19 protein-coding genes are annotated in these 19,237 nt (G+C 53.6%); 9 read left to right on the top strand and 10 right to left on the bottom strand.

The window, feature by feature from the left end; translation table 11 throughout:
* The first annotated feature begins 10 nt into the window (after nucleotides 1-10).
* From IEV97_RS04165 to IEV97_RS04155, 3 genes are all read left to right on the top strand, one after another.
* Nucleotides 11-1,003 carry a 2-hydroxyacid dehydrogenase gene (locus tag IEV97_RS04165; protein ID WP_188500219.1) on the top strand — a complete coding sequence of 331 codons (993 nt, stop codon included), beginning with the start codon at nucleotides 11-13 and terminating at the stop codon, nucleotides 1,001-1,003.
* Between the two features lie 582 nt (nucleotides 1,004-1,585).
* Nucleotides 1,586-2,338: a helix-turn-helix domain-containing protein gene (locus IEV97_RS04160; RefSeq protein WP_229733786.1), complete on the top strand. Its 753-nt coding sequence runs from the start codon at nucleotides 1,586-1,588 to the stop codon at nucleotides 2,336-2,338.
* Nucleotides 2,339-2,428: 90 nt separating this feature from the next.
* Nucleotides 2,429-3,487 carry a class I SAM-dependent methyltransferase gene (locus IEV97_RS04155; protein WP_188500218.1) on the top strand — a complete coding sequence of 353 codons (1,059 nt, stop codon included), beginning with the start codon at nucleotides 2,429-2,431 and terminating at the stop codon, nucleotides 3,485-3,487.
* A 12-nt stretch (nucleotides 3,488-3,499) separates the two neighbouring features.
* Here the strand turns inward: IEV97_RS04155 and IEV97_RS04150 are convergent, their stop codons facing one another.
* The 4 genes from IEV97_RS04150 to IEV97_RS04135 all read right to left on the bottom strand — a co-directional run bounded on the left by IEV97_RS04150 (nucleotide 3,500) and on the right by IEV97_RS04135 (nucleotide 5,635).
* Nucleotides 3,500-3,961, bottom strand: a complete 462-nt coding sequence (locus IEV97_RS04150) for a hypothetical protein (RefSeq protein ID WP_188500217.1) — start codon at nucleotides 3,959-3,961, stop codon at nucleotides 3,500-3,502.
* A 90-nt stretch (nucleotides 3,962-4,051) separates the two neighbouring features.
* Nucleotides 4,052-4,543 carry a GNAT family N-acetyltransferase gene (locus IEV97_RS04145; protein ID WP_188500216.1) on the bottom strand — a complete coding sequence of 164 codons (492 nt, stop codon included), beginning with the start codon at nucleotides 4,541-4,543 and terminating at the stop codon, nucleotides 4,052-4,054.
* Between the two features lie 10 nt (nucleotides 4,544-4,553).
* Entirely contained in the window at nucleotides 4,554-5,183 is a 630-nt protein-coding gene (locus IEV97_RS04140) for an HAD family hydrolase (protein ID WP_188500215.1), read from the bottom strand.
* A gap of 29 nt (nucleotides 5,184-5,212) precedes the next feature.
* On the bottom strand, nucleotides 5,213-5,635 hold the full coding sequence (locus tag IEV97_RS04135; protein WP_188500214.1) for a nuclear transport factor 2 family protein: 423 nt from the start codon (nucleotides 5,633-5,635) through the stop codon (nucleotides 5,213-5,215).
* A 64-nt stretch (nucleotides 5,636-5,699) separates the two neighbouring features.
* On the opposite strand from IEV97_RS04135, the gene IEV97_RS04130 reads away from it, so the two are divergent.
* Complete coding sequence (locus IEV97_RS04130) at nucleotides 5,700-6,314, top strand: YdcF family protein (protein WP_188500213.1); 615 nt, start codon at nucleotides 5,700-5,702, stop codon at nucleotides 6,312-6,314.
* A gap of 326 nt (nucleotides 6,315-6,640) precedes the next feature.
* Here the strand turns inward: IEV97_RS04130 and IEV97_RS04125 are convergent, their stop codons facing one another.
* Nucleotides 6,641-6,937, bottom strand: a complete 297-nt coding sequence (locus tag IEV97_RS04125) for a DUF1330 domain-containing protein (RefSeq protein ID WP_188500212.1) — start codon at nucleotides 6,935-6,937, stop codon at nucleotides 6,641-6,643.
* 171 nt (nucleotides 6,938-7,108) lie between these two features.
* Here IEV97_RS04125 and IEV97_RS04120 point away from each other — a divergent pair, with 171 nt between their 5' ends.
* On the top strand, nucleotides 7,109-7,651 hold the full coding sequence (locus IEV97_RS04120) for a DinB family protein (protein ID WP_188500211.1): 543 nt from the start codon (nucleotides 7,109-7,111) through the stop codon (nucleotides 7,649-7,651).
* A 28-nt stretch (nucleotides 7,652-7,679) separates the two neighbouring features.
* Here the strand turns inward: IEV97_RS04120 and IEV97_RS04115 are convergent, their stop codons facing one another.
* From IEV97_RS04115 to IEV97_RS04095, 5 genes are all read right to left on the bottom strand, one after another.
* Nucleotides 7,680-8,663 (bottom strand): ABC transporter ATP-binding protein, encoded by a 984-nt coding sequence (locus IEV97_RS04115; RefSeq protein ID WP_188500210.1) that lies wholly within the window; start codon nucleotides 8,661-8,663, stop codon nucleotides 7,680-7,682.
* A gap of 3 nt (nucleotides 8,664-8,666) precedes the next feature.
* Nucleotides 8,667-9,053, bottom strand: coding sequence for an SRPBCC domain-containing protein (locus IEV97_RS04110; protein WP_188500209.1), 387 nt, complete (start codon nucleotides 9,051-9,053; stop codon nucleotides 8,667-8,669).
* Between the two features lie 21 nt (nucleotides 9,054-9,074).
* Nucleotides 9,075-9,296, bottom strand: coding sequence for a VF530 family protein (locus IEV97_RS04105; protein WP_188500208.1), 222 nt, complete (start codon nucleotides 9,294-9,296; stop codon nucleotides 9,075-9,077).
* Nucleotides 9,297-9,381: 85 nt separating this feature from the next.
* Entirely contained in the window at nucleotides 9,382-10,590 is a 1,209-nt protein-coding gene (locus tag IEV97_RS04100) for a porin (protein WP_188500207.1), read from the bottom strand.
* Between the two features lie 209 nt (nucleotides 10,591-10,799).
* Complete coding sequence (locus tag IEV97_RS04095; RefSeq protein WP_188500206.1) at nucleotides 10,800-11,999, bottom strand: phosphoglycerate kinase; 1,200 nt, start codon at nucleotides 11,997-11,999, stop codon at nucleotides 10,800-10,802.
* A 1,064-nt stretch (nucleotides 12,000-13,063) separates the two neighbouring features.
* Here IEV97_RS04095 and IEV97_RS04090 point away from each other — a divergent pair.
* The 4 genes from IEV97_RS04090 (at nucleotide 13,064) to IEV97_RS04075 (ending at nucleotide 18,989) form a co-directional block, all read left to right on the top strand.
* Nucleotides 13,064-15,790 carry a D-alanine--D-alanine ligase family protein gene (locus tag IEV97_RS04090; protein WP_188500205.1) on the top strand — a complete coding sequence of 909 codons (2,727 nt, stop codon included), beginning with the start codon at nucleotides 13,064-13,066 and terminating at the stop codon, nucleotides 15,788-15,790.
* 265 nt (nucleotides 15,791-16,055) lie between these two features.
* Nucleotides 16,056-16,832, top strand: a complete 777-nt coding sequence (locus tag IEV97_RS04085) for a PASTA domain-containing protein (RefSeq protein ID WP_188500204.1) — start codon at nucleotides 16,056-16,058, stop codon at nucleotides 16,830-16,832.
* Nucleotides 16,833-16,878: 46 nt separating this feature from the next.
* Nucleotides 16,879-18,690 carry a T9SS type A sorting domain-containing protein gene (locus tag IEV97_RS04080; protein ID WP_188500203.1) on the top strand — a complete coding sequence of 604 codons (1,812 nt, stop codon included), beginning with the start codon at nucleotides 16,879-16,881 and terminating at the stop codon, nucleotides 18,688-18,690.
* Nucleotides 18,687-18,989, top strand: coding sequence for a rhodanese-like domain-containing protein (locus IEV97_RS04075; RefSeq protein WP_188500202.1), 303 nt, complete (start codon nucleotides 18,687-18,689; stop codon nucleotides 18,987-18,989). Before IEV97_RS04080 ends, IEV97_RS04075 begins: the two co-directional genes overlap by 4 nt.
* Nucleotides 18,990-19,237: the final 248 nt, after the last annotated feature.

Below are 19,237 nucleotides of genomic sequence, written 5' to 3'. Positions count from 1 at the left end.
CCGCCTTGTTATGAACGTCCTCTTTTTTAGCGCCAAGGTATACGACAGAACATTTTTTGATGCCGCCAATTCCACTTTCCAGCATAAACTCGACTACCTGGAAGTGCCGCTTAACTGCAACACCGCCGTACTGGCCAAAGGCTACGAAGCCGTCTGTATTTTCGTGAACGACAGGGCCGATGCGGAAGTGTTGCAGTTGCTGGCGGAACAGGGGGTAAAACTGATTGCCTTACGCTGCGCAGGGTTTAACAACGTTAACCTCGAAGCGGCGGCTGCCCTTGGCATGAAGGCAGTGCGGGTGCCGGCTTACTCGCCCTACTCGGTAGCCGAGCATACGCTGGCGCTCATCCTGACGCTTAACCGCAAAACCCACCGCGCCTACAACCGCGTGAAAGAAGGCAACTTCGCGCTAAATGGCCTGATGGGCTTTGACCTGCATGGCAAAACTGTAGGCCTGATCGGACTCGGAAAGATAGGGCTTGTGACAGCAAAGATTCTCAAAGGCTTTGGCTGCCGCGTGCTGGGCCATGATATTGAGAAGCGGGACGAATTTGACAGGGTTGGAATTGAGTTCTCTGACTTAGCCTCACTTTACGCTCAATCTGACATCATCTCGCTGCACTGCCCGCTCACCCCAAAAACCCACCACCTGATCAATAGGAAAACGATCGCCCAGATGAAGACTGGTGTGATGCTCATCAACACCAGCCGTGGAGCGCTCGTTGATACCAAGGCGGTCATCGCCGGACTAAAGAGCGGCCATATCAAATACCTGGGCATCGACGTGTATGAGGAGGAGGCTGATCTGTTCTTTGAAGACCTGTCAGACCGCGTAATACAGGACGACGTGTTCATGCGCCTGCTTTCGTTCAACAATGTGCTGATAACGGGGCATCAGGCTTTTTTCACGAGTAACGCCCTGGAAAGCATAGCGGCCATTACCCTGCAGAACATCGCAGATTTTGAACAGGGACTCCAACTGGAAAACGAAGTGAAAGCCTAAGCTATACCTTCGCTACAGACCGAACAGGCCTACAACCAACTGCGTCCTGTAGGTTAACGATTTTTCGTTCCTTACAAAGTGCTAAAGTTCGTATTTTAGGGAGACAGGCTTTGGCTTATTTTGATCATATTGTGATACAATAATTCCTCTGCTGACCATGCCACAGTTCCGTATTTGCTTACGCATGAAGTCCTTCCATCGCCGGTAGGTATAATTTCACCAAAAACTTGTTTTTAACTTTAATTAAACGGTTTAAAAATGATACTTTTTTTGGTGAAACTGTGTTGTGTTTAGTAGAGAAACCCTGCAAGTTTCGGGAATGATCAGCTCAAGTAGTCATTAGTGATTTCCTGCAGGAAGAGCATCATTCACATTACGGGCGAGATAGAGGACGGACGGTATGCAAGGAAATTTAACTGAAAATTTGTGCCCAGAAATGAAATATTGACCTTTGAAACAATTGCTGCCTTTGAAAGAAAAATAAACCACGATACACGGCCCTATGACCCGGGCCTTCAGCTCCTGCCAGGGCGTCTGGAGGAGAGGCACCAACATGTTGACCCAAAGCTGGGGATTCCAGCCTTGCGAAGAAACTTTAACCTGATCTACCTCCTGCTTGACGGCCTGCACGATATCCGGCTTGATGACAGGCACCGCTGGTTGATGCCGCACGACCTGGTGATCGTTCCGGCCAATGTGCTCTATGCTTCTGCCAATATAAAGGAATGCAAAGGCTACTGCATAGAGTTCACAACGGCATTTATGGAGCCCGTTCTGCAGGGGGCGCTGTCAGCCCAATTCCCTTTCTTTGATCTGGAAGCCGAGCACGTCATCAGCCTCACCCCCAACGAGAGCAACCTGGTGCAGCGGTCCTTCGAGCATATCCTGGAGGTAGACAGTGGCCACTCAAGGGAGAAAACGCAACTGCTCCGCGATTACGTTCACATCTTGCTCCTCCTCATCCGCGATTGCTACAAAGCCAGGTATACTGTCTACATCAAAGAGAAAGCAACCCGTGCCGTGCAACTGACAAGCGCTTACCAGCACTTGGTCGATGAGCACTTCCGCGAAATGCACGAGGTGCAGCAGTATGCCAGCCTGCTCAACATCACGCCCAAGCACCTGTCCGATGTGGTGAAGAGCACTACCGGAAAACCCCCGCACGAAATGATCCAAAACCGACTGCTGCAGGAGGCCCGCACGCTGCTTAGCAACACAGCCATGAGCATGGCTGAGATCGCCTATTTGCTTCATTTTGAGGATCAATCCCATTTCAGCCACTTCATAAAGCGCAAGACCGGCCATACGCCTTTAGAAATACGAAAGGGCTTCTAGTCTGCACAAATTATTCCGAAATTTATACAATACTTTACATGGTAAGTGTTTTAATTTTAGGTTGTTATCACCACACTAAACACTACCGCCATGAAAGAGAATACAATTCAACGAAAAAGAGGCCGTCCGGAAAGGGTGGAAGATTTTGCCCACCACGTACTGGACGACCTGAGTGCTGCCGAGCGGGTGAGAATGTCTTTCCTGGGCAGCCAATTGGGGCTATTTAAAGCAATGGCGAACGCCGGGCCCATGACGGTGGGCCAGATAGCCCGGAACTCCGGAGCCAGCACCAAACTGGTGAAGCATTGGGCCGACAGTCTGGCCGCAGACGGTTACCTGGTGCACGAGGAAGAGACTGATACCTTCTGCCTCCCTGAAGCACACGCCATCGCCATGACGGACCCCACCAGCCCTTACTACGTTGGCAACCGCTTTATGAAAGCAAACGGTAACCAGCTCATCAAACCGATGGAATTGACGCACGCGCTGCCATCTAACTATGTAAAACGTAGCCTGCTGCCTCCAGATGTGTCCGGACGGTTTTTCAGTGAGGAATACCTCTCCAGTCTGCTGCACAGCTGGATACCCGGTATAGAAGGGCTCGCAGCGAAACTTGAATCCGGTGTACTGGTAGCAGACCTGGGCAGCGGTCGCCACGGGGCTTCTACGCTGGTAATGGCAGGCCTCTTCCCCAATTCGACCTTCCTTGGTTTCGACAGGTATGTCTCCTCAGTGGAGCGGGCCAACCTGCTGGCCAGGCAAAAGCACATCCCGAACGCGCACTTCGAATGGGCTACGGATGAGCACGTGTACGCCTACCAGTACGACCTGATCACCCTGATCGAAAGCGCGCACCACATGGGAACCAATCTGCAGGACTTGTTAGCTGAATGCAAAAAGGTGCTTAAAACGGATGGGGTGCTGGTGGTGGCAGAAGCAAAAGACGGCAACATCGTCAGCGAAGAGCAGTACCAGCGCCTGCGCTCTACCAGGGTTATACCTACCGTGTCAGAGCACGTTTACCGGGTGGAGCGCGGCATTGACGGGCACGAGCACGAACTGCAGAAAGCGGCCACGGCAGCCGGCTTTTCGGTTTTCCGCAAAGTGGCCGAGACCTGGTACGACAAGGTATACGAGTTGCGCCCTTAGCCTGTGGGTAGGTTAGAGTTTCACCTCAACGGTTTCCTGCCGTTTGTCATGGTCCAGCGACTGGTTGTACCGGAACACCGTTTCGTACCCGTTAATGGATACGATCTTGGTAACGTCCAGCACAAGCTGATCCTGTTCCCTGTGAATCCCCTGCAGTTGCTTGTCCAGCTGCAGGGGGGCACCCTTGAGCGGGAGCTCCTGAAAAGGCATCCAGCCGAAGGTGGTATCCAGCACGATCACTTCTTTGGGCAGGTTTGTACTGATGCGGCGCAGCCTGAGGTTCAGTTTCAGTTTGGAATCCTGCCAGCGTGCCTCGCTGTAATCGGTTTCCGTGAAAATCCTGAAGGCGACCTCTTTGTTGTAAACCGGCGAATCGGGGAGAGGCGATACTTCTTCGTTTTCTTTGTCGCAGCCGGATGTGAGCAGCAACAAAAGCGCCAGAAGGGGCGCAAGGGTGCGTATAGTTAGAGCCATGGTATGCGTAAGTAGAAGCTGTTGGGGAATGGCAACATAAGGCGTTGCTTATATAGCGTTACGCATCACCGAAGCTTCTGTTTACGCTTTTCACTTTGTTTTTTTCGAATTTCCCGGCTCCCGCAGGGGTAGCACCATGTGTTGCGTGGAGGGCGTAAAACCCAGCGATTCCCAGAAGCGGATGCCTCCCGGGTTGTGCACCGATACCTGCAGTTCCAGGTGGTCGGCACCCTGGTCGCTCAGCCATTTGCGGGCAGCTTCAAACAGCTCCTTGCCGATGCCTTTGCCCCTGAACTTGTCCCGCACCACCGTTTCGCCAATGTAGCCTTTTTTGGAAAGCTTGAAGCCCGCAGAGCCGGGCCGCAAGCTGGCCACCAGCATACCTGCCCAAACTTCATCAGCCTCGTACACAAACACCCGCGTGCTTTTGTCTTTGAGTCGGTTGAGCAGCTCTGCCTTTAAGGTCTGGTCGCTGCCCGGCTTATACCTGAACACGACATGATAGGCCTGTTGCATATCGAGCAGCAGGCGCCAGAGCTCATACAGCTCATCAATATCATCAGGCTGCGCTTCGAAGATCATAGCGGAGATGTTAGAAAAGCGTGGTCAGGTCACCGATGCGCTCGAGGCGGTGCTCGTACTCACTTACGTCCCGGTAGCCGTAGCCGGCATGAATAAACGGAACGCCCGCTTTCTGGCTCGCCTCCAGATCGCCGGGGGTGTCGCCCACGTACACGGGCGCCAGCAGGTTGTTGCGCTCCACAATGGCTTTCAGGTTGATGTCTTTGGAGTCGCCGGTGCGGCCTGAGCACTCGAAGTCACCGAAATATTTGCCCAGTTCGTGCCGCTCCAGAAAGGCCTCGATATAGCCGTCCTGGCAATTGCTCACGATAAAGAGGGAGTACTTGCCGTGCAGGTATTCCAGTGTTTCTTCCAGTCCTTCGTACAGGTTGCCGCCGTGCTTCCGGATATGGGCCATTTCTTCTTGGCCGCTCACCTCCATCAGTTCCTGGCGCTGTGCCGGATTCAGCTGCGGGAAGAGCTTGTCGAAGATCAGGTTGTGCTGGGTGCCCGCAATGGAGCGGACCTTTTCGGGGGTGATCTCCTGTATCTGGAAGTCAACTTTCTCCCGGGCAGCCCTCCAGGCTTTGGCCACGGTTTCGGCGGCATCCCATAGGGTGCCATCTAGGTCGAATATGATGCTGTCTATTTGGTTCGTCATGTGCTAGGTATAGGTATAGCAGTTTTAGGTTATTGGTTGTGAGGCGGTATAAACGTCACTTCTACGATCAAGCCATCCTTCACGCGGTACACGGCGATCGCGTCGGTGCGCGGTTCCCCTTTTTTGCGCTGCACCTTCTCCTGGTCGATCACCACATCGCCTGCCACAATGCGGTTCACGATCTCGCAATGCAGGTCCGGGGTGCTGGCGAACATGGCGCCGTAGCGCTTGTGCAGCTCATCGCGGCCCTGGTAGGTGAGCACGCCCGGCTGGCGGTATACCTTCACGGTGTCGCTGAAGGCGCTGGCAAACAGGTCGATGTCGCGGCTGTTATAGGCTTTCAGCTGCAGTTCCACCGGTTTTACAACGGCGGGCGCTTCGGGTTTGCTTTGGCTCATGGCAGGCAGGCTACTAAATAAAAGGATGGATGGGAGTAGCAGGTAGTTGATCATGCACAAAATTAGGCAATTTTGCGGGCATATACCTTGCGCATTTCTGTTGCGTATAAGCGGAGCTATGCTAGAAGAACTCATCATTCGCGCCCTGTGCGATACAATACCTGACAAGCCGGTGGACGGCTTGTTTTTGTTCGGCCAGACCGAAGATAACCAACAGGCGGCCTTCGAAACGGCCTGCCAGTTTTTGCAGAGCGGCCATACCGACAAAGTGCTCTGCCTCGGCACCAATGCCATGAGTGGCTATCCAGGGTTTGAGGTATGGAAAGAGGAAATGAAAAAGCTAGGTATAGGAGAGGAGCAAATTATACCTGTTCCGCCCGTGCCCGCCGATACCGATCTGCTGCATACACTGATTGAGGCGACATCGGCAGTGCGCTATGCAAAAGAGCAGGGTTTCAAAAGTCTGGTCGTGACAGCATCCCCCTTCCAGCAGCCGCGCGCTTTTATGACGGCCATTACCGCAGCCCTTCGGGAGTACCCGGAGCTATACTTGTACAGCCTGCCCGGCAAGGCGATGCCCTGGCAGGAGGAAGTGACGCACTCGCAAGGCAAACTCGAAGACACCCGCGCCGGACTCATCGCCGGCGAGATGGAGCGCATCCGCTGTTACCACGAGCAAAAAGATCTGATCTCTGTGAAAGAGGCGCTCGGCTACCTGAACAGGAGAGGGTGATGTTAGATTGTTAAATTGTTGATGGTTAAATTGTTGTTCTTGAACGAGTAGCCTGCCGCTCCGAAGAGGGGGTATTTCATTCCTCGGATTCTCCCCTTGACGACAAGTGAGAACGAGAGTTCGAAGCCCTCAGAGGGGTGTCTACTACTGTGGGTGAATTAGTATCCCGTAGTAGCCCGGCCTCGAGTTAACACCCCTATGATCCCCTCAAGGGGATAGTTTTTAGGGGAATGACACGGACCTGCTCTCGGAGGGGCAGGGGTGGTTAATCATACACCAATCGTGCACCCAAGCATCAACAATTTAACCATCAACAATTTAACTATTTAACCATCAGCACAACCCTCCACTGCGATCATTTGGGTGCTGGAGGCGCTTTGGCGCAGGGCTTTGGCTGGGGCGTACTCATCAGAAGAGTGCCAGGCTTTGGCTTGCTCCATGGTCGGGAATTCGAGCACTACGATGCGGGTTGGGCTCCAGTCGCCTTCAAGATTTTGCGGATTACCGCCTCGCACGATGAATTTACCATCAAAAGGCTGCAGCGAGCCGGGCGTCAGTTTTTTGTATTCTTCGTACGTAGCGGCGTCAGTTACGTCTATGTCTAAAATAATGTAAGCTGGCATAAAATCAGGTATAGGTTATACAATAGGATGGCTGCATATTAGGTATAATCCGTGGATGGAGCAAACCGAAAATGGAGTGGCGTAGCGATCTTTTGGATTTTAAAAAATCATAATAGATAGGCTCTTTATCTCCTGATTGCGTACATCGCTCATATACAAGCCCTTCAACTTATGACACAAACCAAAAACCTCGAAGTATGGCTGCGTGGACCGCTGCCTGATGTGCCTGCCATGCTGCAACCAGCAGCCCACGCACTGCTGCAGGCCCGCGAAGAAGTCGGAAACTTTATGCAGGATTTTCCGGACGAACTGCTCTGGGAGCGACCTGCCGGTGTGGCCTCAGTGGGCTACCACCTGCAGCACCTCACCGGCATACTGGAGCGCCTCTTTACCTATGCCCGCGGCGAGCAATTGAACGAACAGCAATTGGCCTATCTGTACGCCGAAGGCAAACCGGTGGGGGAGGACAGACTGTCCGAAACGCTGGTGCAGAAGTTTAACGAGCAGGTGGAGAAGGCCATGGAGCAGTTGCGGCAGACAGACGAAAGTAGCCTGACCGAAACCAGAAGGGTAGGACGGGCGCAGGTGGAGTCCACGGTGATAGGCCTGCTCTTTCATGCCGCCGAGCACAGCATGCGCCACGTAGGGCAGCTGCTCGTCACGGCACGGGTGCTACGCGAGCGGGAAACGTCGAATGGCAATATGGTGGACTAGGCGTGCTTAGCGCCTAAAGCTAAAAATTCTAAATCAAGGTAATGTCATCTGCCTGAACTGTCAGGTATACCGTTTCGCCGGTACTGGCAGGTATAGCCTGTGTTCTGGCTGTGACGCTGATGCCGGGTAGTTGCACCTGCACGTCATAGAATCCGCCATAGAATATTGCTTTTTGCACCGTGCCCGTCAGTGTGGCTATACCTTTATCCACGAACTTTAAATGCTCCGGGCGTACCAGCAGATCGCGGCCAGAGGCTGGTATACCTGTCCTGGCCGTGAATTCCGACGCAACGGCAGCAGGTATGAGGTTAAAGCTGCCGAACAGGCCAGCGGTATACGCATCCACCGGGTGGCGGTATACCTGTTCGGGTGTGCCTTGCTGCACAAGGCGGCCTCCCTCAATCACCAAAATGCGGTCGGCCCAGGAAAGGGTATCGTGCGGATCGTGGGAGATAAGGATACAGGTGATGGCAAGCCGCTCCGTGATGTCGTGAATAACCTCTTTCAGTAACTCCTTGTGGCCTTTGTCGAGGTTGGAGTAAGGCTCGTCGAGCAACAGCAGGTCTGGCCAGGTGCTAAGCAGGCGGGCCAGGGCAATGCGCTGGCGTTCCCCACCCGAAAGCTGGTTGGTTTTACGCTGCTTCAGATGACTGATGCGGCATACCTCGTACAGCGTTTCGGCCTCGTCGCCCTGCAGCGTGTTGGCATAGCGGAGCACCTGCTCCACCCGCAGGAACTGGGGTAAATCGTAGTGCTGCGACAGGTAGGCAATTCCTTCGTGGCCCGGCACCAGTTTGTCGTGCGGACCGATCACGCGTTTGCCCTCGAAAGTGATCTGTCCGGCACTGGGCTGTACTAGTCCGGCAATGGCCTGCAGCAGGGTGCTTTTGCCAGAGCCTGTTTCGCCCGCTATCGCCAGTTTCTCATACTCGCCCTGCGCAAAGCTGATGTTGTGCAGCACAGTATGACCGTCTTCCTGCACCTGTAGGCCGGATACTTCTAGAAAGCTCAAAGCCTAAAACTCGTCTTCGTAAAACTCGATCAGGGCACCGAAATAAGCTTCGTTCCAGCCCTCCACAATGTCTTCGTAGGCCTCGTCGGGTATGTTGAGGTGGCGCAGCTCGGCGGAGGTGCCATGCTTGTGCGGATGCAGTTTGATGGTGACGATGGATTTAGCCTCCTGCTCACCGAAATACCACTGCTGCACGAGCATCTTGCCCTCCTCAAACTCCAGGTTCTTGCCGACGATGTTCCCCTCAAAAAGCGAAAACTCTGAACCCGGTTGCGTCGACATCTCCGCCGGATCGCCTGACCAAAGCTGGATCGTGTTGGGGTTGGTCAGAGCCGCGTATACCTCTTCAGGATGGGCAGGCACGATAAAGTATTTTTTGTAATCTTTCATATCTGGTCTGTTGAGAGGCACCTATTTGTTGGCAAAGGTTCTGATGTAGAGCTCTTCTACCTTCTGCCTTGCCCAGGGTGTTTTGCGCAAAAACTTGAGGCTGGAGTTGATGCTTGGGTTACTGTTGAAACTGTTGATGTTGATCTTATACCCCAGTTCCTCCCAGCCATAGTAGTCTACGAGCTGCACCAGGATGCGCTCAAGCGTTTTGCCGTGCAGGGGGTTGTTCTTCTGTTCTTCCATACGCAGGTGTTAGGGCTTGCAAGTTCCGTACATTATCGGGAATACGCAATTTAATTAGCGGAGGGATGCTATACCTGTTGCCGCTCTATATCCCAAGCTCAATCTGCACACCGGCCGTCCAGTGGTAGTCGTTGTTGACTGGCATAAAAGGATTTTGGGAGTGATAGCCCACATTTGCCTGCAGCTTGAGTCGGTGAGCACGGAGGTATTTGGTTGTGCCTAACAAGAAAGCTTCTTCGGTGTTTTCGAAGGATCGCACTTCACTGTTTGGGGTGATGCGGGAATAGCGGCCGGCAAGCTCCACATTATTCGGGAAAATGTAGCTCAGCTGGTAGTTCTGACCATGACCGGTCAGGACGTGACGACGCTCGCCTGCTGCGTTCATAGTGATCGGGTTGTCCGCCTCACGGGCCATGTACTCGGCGTACAGGGCTACCCCTCTGTATTTAAGCAGGCCGTCAAAAATGTAGGACTGGATGTCGGTTTTATCGTACAGGTCACGGCCCACCTGGCCACCGGTGCGGCGGGCATCTTCGTTGTGGCTCATGCCACCGGCCAGCGACAGTTTCGGGGTGGGTTCGCGCTCCAGATCTCCTTCAAAGTAATCGCCTCCGTTGGTGAATTTGCCAAGCGGTAGAATCTCCAAACGTCCGGTATACGCCAGGCCCTTGTCCGTGCTGAACACATTGCGGCCCTCTCCGGAAGTAAGCGCTCCTTTTATCAGGTAGTGGAAGTTGCCAATGCCGTTGTTGTACACCGCCTGGAAGCCAAAGTCACGGTCAATGTTGAAGCCCACATTCACAATAGAACGGTCAATGAACTGCTGCTCCCCGGAAGAAACCACACGCTGGCGGTTGCCCGGCAGTTTGGTCTGTCCGAAGCCAAACTGCCATCTGTCGTTCGGTTTGTAATACACCACGGCATCGCGCACCACGTTGGGGCTGTTGTTGATGTTGGACTGGTCGCGCATGCTCCAGTCCATATCGCCGCGCGAAAAGGAGAGCTGGATGTTATAAGTGAGCTTTGGTGAGTACATAAAACCCTCGAAGCGCAGGCGCAATCGACGCACCCGCATTTCGTACTCCGACACCCCAAAGTCGTCTTCGGAAATCGAGTTATACATCGCCCGGTTCTGCATGCGGAAGCGCATGTTGACAGAAAAAGAACTATCGGGCGTCACGATGCCAACACCGCGTTTGAAATTGAAAAGCGGCGGATTTCCATCCGGCGTTTGTGCTGATGCCGCAAAAGGACAAGCCAGCAAAAGCGCCAGCAGCAGGGTATAGATTTTCATGTTTTCTCTTGCTCTTGTAAAGTTTATTCGGCCTTCAGAGCTAAAAAGTACCGGTTTGATCAGGTGTTGTCTGGACAAAAGTAATGGGTGAAAGCTATTAGTTTCTGTTGTTTAGTAAAATCCCCCGCTACTGGAGAGCAGCGGGGGATTTGTATTTGGGTTCTATAGCGCGAGCGAGGACACGCGCGCCATTGCCGTAGCTTTAAAGGTTAATAGTCATCCCGCTCGATAGCAGCTACACCCGGAAGCGTTTTACCCTCCATGTACTCGAGCAGCGCACCGCCACCGGTTGACACATAAGACACGCGGTCGGCATAACCCAGCTGGTTGACAGCAGCAGCAGAGTCACCACCACCGATCAGCGAGTAAGCACCGCGACGGGTGGCATCCACAACGGCTTCGGCAACGGCTTCTGTACCTACCGAGAAGTTCGACATTTCAAACACACCCATCGGACCGTTCCACAGGATAGTCTTTGAGTTACGGATTACGTCAGCGTACATTTCGCGGGCGTTCGGTCCGATGTCGAGGCCCATCCAGAGCGGCTTGATGTGATGGCTGAGTGCCGTGTCCACATTGGCGTCGTTGCTGAACTCGTCTGCTATAATGGAGTCAACCGGTATCATCAGGTTCACGCCTTTTTCTCTAGCCATCGCGATCAGGCGGCTTGCCAGTTCTACTTTGTCTTCTTCCACTAGCGAAGAACCGATCTGTCCGCCGTCCGCCTTCACGAAGGTATAGCTCATGCCCCCGCCGATCAGCAGGTTGTCCACGCGATCCATTAGTTTTTCAATGATCAGGATCTTGTCCGATATCTTGGCACCACCCATGATGGCGGTATAGGGGCGCTCGGCGTTGTCCATCACGCGACGGGCGTTGTCAAGTTCGGCGTGCATCACGTAGCCCATTACCTTGTCGTTCGGGAAATAGCGGGCAATCACGGCTGTAGAAGCGTGCTCGCGGTGCGCAGTACCGAAGGCGTCGTTCACGTACACATCACCCAATGTGGAGAGCGCTCTGGCAAATTCCGCGTCGCCTTTCTCTTCGGCTTTGTGGAAGCGCAGGTTTTCCAGCAGCAGGATCTCGCCCGGCTGCAGGTCTTGCGCCAGCTTTACCGCTTCGGGGCCTACACAGTCATCAGCGAACTTTACCGTGGTGTTGAATTCTTTGGAGAGGCGGTCTACCAAGTGGCGAAGCGAGTATTTCTCTTCCGGACCGGCTTTCGGGCGACCGAGGTGCGACATCAGAATCACAGCACCGCCATCATTCAATATTTTCTGGATAGTCGGCACGGCCGCACGGATGCGGGTGTCGTCGGTGATGCGGTAGTCAGCATCGAGTGGCACGTTGAAGTCCACCCGGACCAAAGCTTTCTTGCCGGCAAAGTTATACGCGTCTACAGTTCTCATGTACTTGTCTTTTTCGTTAGTCTTACTGGTTTTTCGTTTTTGCGGAGTTTTTGTTTCCGGTATGCGTAAATGGTTGTACAAATATAGGGAAAAGGGTATAATTTACCCCACCCCAGCCCTCCCCTAAGAACAGGGGAGGGAGTTGTGCATGATTATAAAGGGTACCCCTTAGGGGACACATCCCCTCTTGAGAGGGGCAGGGGTGAGTAAGAACAGTTGAAGCTCGGGAGACAGGTGCTACGAAGCTTGAAACTGGTAAATAATAGTAGCAGAAAGTCCCCTTTGGAGGGGGTAGGGGGAGGACAGTAGGATAGGAAGAGCTTGCTTATCAATACCGGGTTCGGTCTTTATATTTTCTTAAGGGAGGGCACGATTATACCCACCCCTTCCCCTCTCGAGAGGGGGTTTAGTCTTTGCCTTTCTACAGGTATAAGCACTGTAGTTACAGCAGTTTCATTGCAGTACCGGGTCCAACCACCCCTGCCCCTCCTTGTCTAAGGCGGGGAGCCTGTAACTACTACTTTACAGGTATAAACTTCGTCGTTATTGCCACAGTCTACTTGCACGTATCGAAAGACTAACTTGCCCCTTGGGCTACATAGCCAATAGCCCTGCCAAGTGCACCACCGACGATTTTGTGTTTGAGCGGTCAGCGAGTTTAAAATCGTCTTGACTTTTTTGCTTACTTTTTGTGTCAAGACAAAAAGTGAGTGCCCGCCGCACAGGCGAAGCTATAAAACAATATTAGGTTGCTATACCTGCAACAGCCGTAACTACAAAGCAACGCAAGCTATACCTAGGCCAGAGGCCCCACCATAGCAGACACGAGCGAGGACGCTCGCGCCATTAGTGAAGGACAGCTATACCTTCATGAGGCTCTACTACTCCATTCATTGACAGCCCGTCAAACTAATTTCCCCTTGGTTAAACATTGAATTTTCCCTACGCCTTAGCGTTATACTCATAACGAACTATCATAAATCCCGAATTTGCTATGTATTTCCAAAAGCATCCTGTATCTTTTGCGCCTTAAATACAGCGTGTATTTGTTACCTTTGCATACCATGAGAGTAGGAATAATATTTGGCGGACCGTCACGTGAGCGTGAGATCTCTTTTGCGGGCGGCCGTACTGTGTACGACAACTTAGACAAAGCCCTTTTTGAGGCTGTGCCGGTGTTTGCCGATAGCCTTGGCAACTTCATTCTGCTGGACTGGCAGTATATCTACAAAGGCACCATCCGCGACTTCTATCCGCCGGTGGAAGCCCTGCCGGAGAGCGAGCACGGACTGCAGATCTACCTGGAGTCGCTGGGCGAGCTGAGCATCGAGGAGCAGGACCGCATCATTGCTAAAGCCGGCAAGCGCCTGTTGCCGCACGAATTCCGCAACCACTTCGACTTCGCTTTTCTGGCCCTGCACGGACCATACGGCGAAGATGGCAGCATTCAGGGCTTGCTCGAATGGTACCACATTCCGTACTCCGGATCAGGTATTTTGCCATCCGCTATAGGTATAGACAAAGCCGCGCAGAAGGAGATGCTCAAGCAGCACGGTTTCCCGACGCCCGATTACCGCAAAGTGCAGTACGCTGAGTGGAAGGACGTAAGCAACCGTAAGCAGCTGTTCGAGTCGCTGGTAGCGGAGCTGGGCTTGCCGCTGGTGTTGAAGGCGCCGCATCAGGGTTCTTCGATTGGCGTTTCCATTGTAAAGGAGCACAATTATGACCTGTTCGAGCAAGGCATGGACCGCAGTTTCTTTACCAAGAATATTTACAAGGCGCAATGGCAGGCGCTGGGTGAGGAGAAGCAGGTGGCCAGCATGAAGCAGCTGGTCGACATCCGCGAGGGCATCGGTATGCCGGTAGTGCTCGAAGATGGCGCGATCCTGTATCACCCGGAAGAACTGCTGAACCACATCAACCATACCTTTGCTACCACCGACACTGAAACCATCGTGCTCACCAGTGTGGAGCACGAGCAGCAGGTGTTGGTCGAGGCCTTCATCAAAGGACGTGAGTTCTCCTGCATCGTAGTGCAGGACGAGGCCGGTCAGCCGATTGCGCTGCCGCCAACGGAGATCGTGAAGGGCAACGAGGTGTTTGATTACCGCTCCAAGTACCTGCCGGGGTTGGCGCGTAAGATCACGCCGATCAATTTGCCAAGTGAGCAGATTCAGGAGATCCGCAAGAACTGCAGCAAGCTGTTCGTAGACCTGGTCTTCAACGTATACGCCCGTCTCGACGGTTTCATAACCAATGAAGGAAACATCTTCCTGAACGACCCGAATACGACTTCAGGCATGCTGCCGTCTTCGTTCTTCTTCCACCAGGCAGCGGAGATCGGCCTGAACCCATCACAGTTCCTGACCTACATCATCCGTACCTCGGTAGCTGAGCGCCTCAAGTCGGGTAAGGATACTGTGTCGCTGACCAGGCTATTGAACAAGCTTGACAATGCCATCCGCGAGGAGAACGCCCACCGTCACGACAAGATCCGGGTAGGGGTGATCATGGGTGGTTATTCCTCTGAAAGACACATTTCGGTAGAGAGCGGACGTAACATTTACGAGAAGCTTTCTTCCTCAACCAAATACGAGCCGCTTCCGATCTTCCTGACAGGTAGCAACGAGGCGCATCGTCTGTACAGCATTCCGATCAACATCATGCTGAAGGACAATGCCGACGATATCAAAGAGAAGATCCATCATTTTGAGGAAGGTGGCAAACCACACCCGGTGTTGCAGGAGATCATCAATGAAGCTGAAGGCATCACGCGCAAGTATACCGGTAAGAGCCTGGATGAGCCGAGCCGTCTGACCTATAGCCAGTTGCAGAACATGGTTGATGCGGTGTTCATCGCCCTCCATGGTCGTCCGGGTGAGGACGGTGCCTTGCAGCAGGAACTCGAGAAGCTGTCTATACCTTACAACGGTTCCGGCATCAGCTCTTCGCAGATCACCATCAACAAATACGACACCAACGAGATTCTTGCCAAGCATGGCGTGCCGGTGGCGCACCACCGCATGGCCTGGAAAGAGGACTGGCTGAAAGACAAAGAAGCCTTCTACCAGAGCCTTGAAACCGAGTTTCGCTATCCGTTCATCGCCAAGCCGGCTGATGACGGCTGTAGCTCCGCTGTGAAAAAGATCAAGAACCGCGCGGAACTGGACGCCTTTACGACCCTGATCTTCCGCGAAATGGAAGAGCTGGACACGGAATGCGCCAAAACGCTTTCGCTGGGTTTCAAAGAAGAATTCCCGAACAAGCAGGGCTACCTGGTGGAGACGCTTATTAGCCGGAACGGCGCGAAGCACTTCCTCGAGATCACCGGCGGCCTGCTGACTAGGTATGCACCGGATGGCACCGTAGAGTACGAGGTGTTCGAAGCTTCCGAAGCACTGGCGGAAGGAGAGGTATTGTCGCTGGAAGAGAAGTTCCTGGCAGGGGAGGGGCAGAACATCACACCGGCCCGTTATGCACAGGACCCGGAGCGTCGCCAGAAGATCTCTGACCAGGTGAAGGAAGACCTGAAGCGCGTGGCCCAGATCCTGAACATAGAAGGCTACGCCCGTATCGACGCCTTTGTGCGCGTGCTGGAAAATGACGAGGTGGAGACCATCATCATCGAGGTGAACTCCCTGCCAGGTATGACACCGGCAACTTGCATCTTCCACCAGACTGCAATCAACGGCTATAAGCCTTACGAGTTCATCGACCGCATCCTGACCTTCGGTGTGGAAAGAAACGAGCGAGCTAAAGAGCTGGAAGGGTATAAGTCGAGGAGTAATTAAATTGTTAAATTGTTGAATGGTTAAATGGTTGGGTGCACGATTGGTGCATGCTTAACCCACCCCTGCCCCTCCCAAGAGGGGATTTGGTGCACGATTATCACACTTAATTCCCATGCGGACTATTCTGCAGGATAGTTCCCCTCCTCGGAGGGGCAGGGGTGGGTCAATCGTTCAAGGACAGCAATTAAACAATCTAGCCATTTAACAATTCATCCATCAACAAAACAAAAGCCCCGCAAGGGCAAACAATTAGCAATCAAAATAAATGTTAAAGACGAATTCATTTGTGGGTGTGCTGGTGCACCTGGCTTTGATGGGAGTGATCGTGGCCGGGCTGATCTTCGGATTCTTCTACCTATACCTGCCCTCGGCTACCAACCATGGCGAGACTATTTCGGTGCCGAAAATTACAGGTATGCAACTGCCGGATGCGGAGCCATTTCTGGAGGAACAGAACTTGCGCTATTTCGTAAACGACTCCAGCTATCACCCAGAGTACAAGCCTTTTGAGATACTGACGCAAGACCCCTCGCCGGGCTCCAAAGTGAAGGAGAACCGCAAAATCTACATCAGCGTCAACATGAAAAACCCGCCGATGATCAAGATGCCCAAGCTGATCGACGGTTCGGTGAAGAATGCGGAGCTTATCCTTAAAAGCTACAACCTGCGTCGTGGAAAGATCACCAATGTGCCTGATCTGCAGCATGGGGCCGTGCTGAAGCAGTTTGTGAACGGGAAGGAAATACAGCCGGGCGATCCGGTGCCGAAAGGCGCTATCGTAGACCTGCATGTGGGCGATGGACTGGGCAACACCGAGTTTGAAGTGCCCGATGTGGTAGGCATGCCGCTCGACGAGGCTTCGGTGCTGCTGGTAGGCCAGAAACTCCAGTTGGGCAATATCATTTACGTGGCAGGCAGCGGTAAGCCGGACGGCACGATTGTGCGTCAGCGTCCGATCGCCGATGTAAAAGCTAAGATACGAACAGGTGAGTTGGTAGACCTTTGGGTGGCCGGCGAAGAGCCTGTGCAAGGTATAGACTAACAAATGCGCCCGCTGCTAACCGTGGCGGGCGCATTTAATATAAGCTATGGGTATAAAACAGTTTCTGTTGACGATGGTACTGCTCTGCTGCGGCTCATTTGCCTCGGCCCAGGGCGTCCTGATGCCCTTGCAGCAGGACCCGCAGCGTATACCTGCCAGCAGCTCCTACCAACTTCGAACAGAGAACAACCCGCTTTCCCTACCGTTTTTCGACGATTTTTCCGGTGCCACCATCGCCCCCGATCCGGCATACTGGATCAATGGCGGCACTTATGTAAACAACCGCTTTTCCCTACGTCCAATCACCCGCAACGTGGTCACCTTCGACGGACTCAATGCGCAGGGCGAACCTTATGGCAGCAACCTCGCCGGACCAACCGACACGCTTACCTCGCAACCCATCCGGTTAGGGGGGCTCACACCGGCCGATTCGGTATACCTGAGTTTTTACTGGCAATCTGGTGGGCAGGGGAGTGCGCCGGAGCGAAATAATAACAACCCGCGTTTTTTGCGCCTGGAGTTCAAAGATGCCGATGGTAATTGGGTGCAGGTCTGGCAGCAGACCGCGCCCGGGCTGGTAACAGAGTTTGCCCAGGTATGGGTGGACGTACGGGAGCAGCGCTTTCTGCATGATGCGTTTCAGTTCCGGTTCCGCAGCGAAGGCACCCGCAACGCCATGCGCGACGTCTGGAATCTCGACTACGTGGAGTTGGACCGCAACCGTCGGCGCAATCAGAACACCACCCGAGACATCGGCATCAGCGAAAGTGTGTCGCCTCTAATGGACTACAGCGCCGTGCCTGCCCGTCAGTTCGTGGCCAACCCCGAGCTATACCTGCGCGACGAGATTTCTGGTAGCCTCAACAACCTGGGTGATCTGCCTGGTGCCATCGCCTGGCGTGCCTTTATCCGGCAGGTCGGCACCGCACCGGCCGATACCTTTCTGCGCGATGAAGCCCTTATACCTGGCCAGGCACGGCAGCGTCGCATCACCGCCACACCGCGCATCAGCAACCTCAACCTCAATCCGGAAAGCTTTGTGCTAGAGCATGGTTTCTGGCTCGATACCAAAGAACAGAACGCCCGCCAACGCGCCAATGATAGCACCCTGCAACACACCACCTTCAGCGATTACTTTGCCCTGGATGATGGCACAGCCGAGGCCGGTTACAGCAGCCTCTATACCTATGGCAATACCCAGGTGGCACAGCGTTTCGTACTGGCCGCTCCAGATCAGGTGCGCGCCTTCCGGGTGCATTTCCCGCAGGTAGGCGTGCGGCATAACAACGTATCCATCGTCTTCAGAATATGGGCAGACGACAACGGTCGCCCGGGGCGCACACTGCACGAACAGTCCTTTCCGGTGCAGCAGAACGCGGGGCTCAATACGTTCTATGAGGTGGAGCTGAACCAGCCGGTTCCGGTGGAGGGTACTTTTTATGTGGGCTTCAGTCAACCTGCCACGCTATACCTGAACATCGGCTTTGACCGCAATGCCGGAGCTACCGGCCGCCTGTTCTACAATACCGTAGTAAGCGGCTGGCAACAGGACTCTGTCAACGCTGGTGCTGTGATGCTACGCCCTGTGATGGCAGGGCAGGCGCTGGGGCTGGAAGAGGAAGCAATTGAGGCAAGCTTTAAGGTATACCCCAACCCCAATACCGGTATTTTACATTTTTCAGATTCTTACCGATCTTTTTCGCTCTACGACGTAACCGGTCGCGAGATTCTGCGTCATAATGCAACAGTCTGGCAGGAACCAGTACGCCTCCCGAGACTTTCACCAGGCTTATACACCATCCGAATTGAAACCGATCATCATACATTCACTACCAAACGCATCCTACTAAAATTATGATCACAACAGACATTACAGCCGAGGAACTCAAGGAACGACTCGCCAAGGGCGAAACGCCCATCATCATCGACGTCCGTGAAGACTGGGAGCACCAGGAAAGCAAAATAGAAGGCGCTCAGAACATCCCGCTCGGCGCGCTGCCGCAGCGCCTCGATGACATAGAAGACTACAAGGACCTGGAAGTGATCGTGCACTGCAAGTCCGGTATGCGATCTGCCTCCGCCAAAGCGTTTCTGCAGCAGCAGGGGTTCAAGCAAGTAAGGAATTTGCTTGGTGGGATTACGGGTTACCAAGGGTAATTTAGTTTTGTCCATGGCGCGAGCGTCTTCGCTGGTGTCTACTATAAAGGGGCCTCTGGCCCCTTTTTCTATTAGGTGATATTCTAGTAAAGTTGCGGTTTTGCAGGTATAGCTCAGCATACCGCCAGTTTAGCGTTAGCGCAACTTGTGGTGGCACATGGAGCCAGTTCGCAACTGGCGGAGCTAACGTTATCGGTATAATAACCTACTTTGTTTTCATAGCTTGCCCTGGCCGGGCGGGCCTTACT

Origin of the sequence: Pontibacter amylolyticus, from assembly GCF_014638845.1 — a bacterium.
GTDB lineage: Bacteria > Bacteroidota > Bacteroidia > Cytophagales > Hymenobacteraceae > Pontibacter > Pontibacter amylolyticus.
Note: the sequence above shows the minus strand (reverse complement) of the source record. Positions and strands in the feature narration are given on the sequence as shown.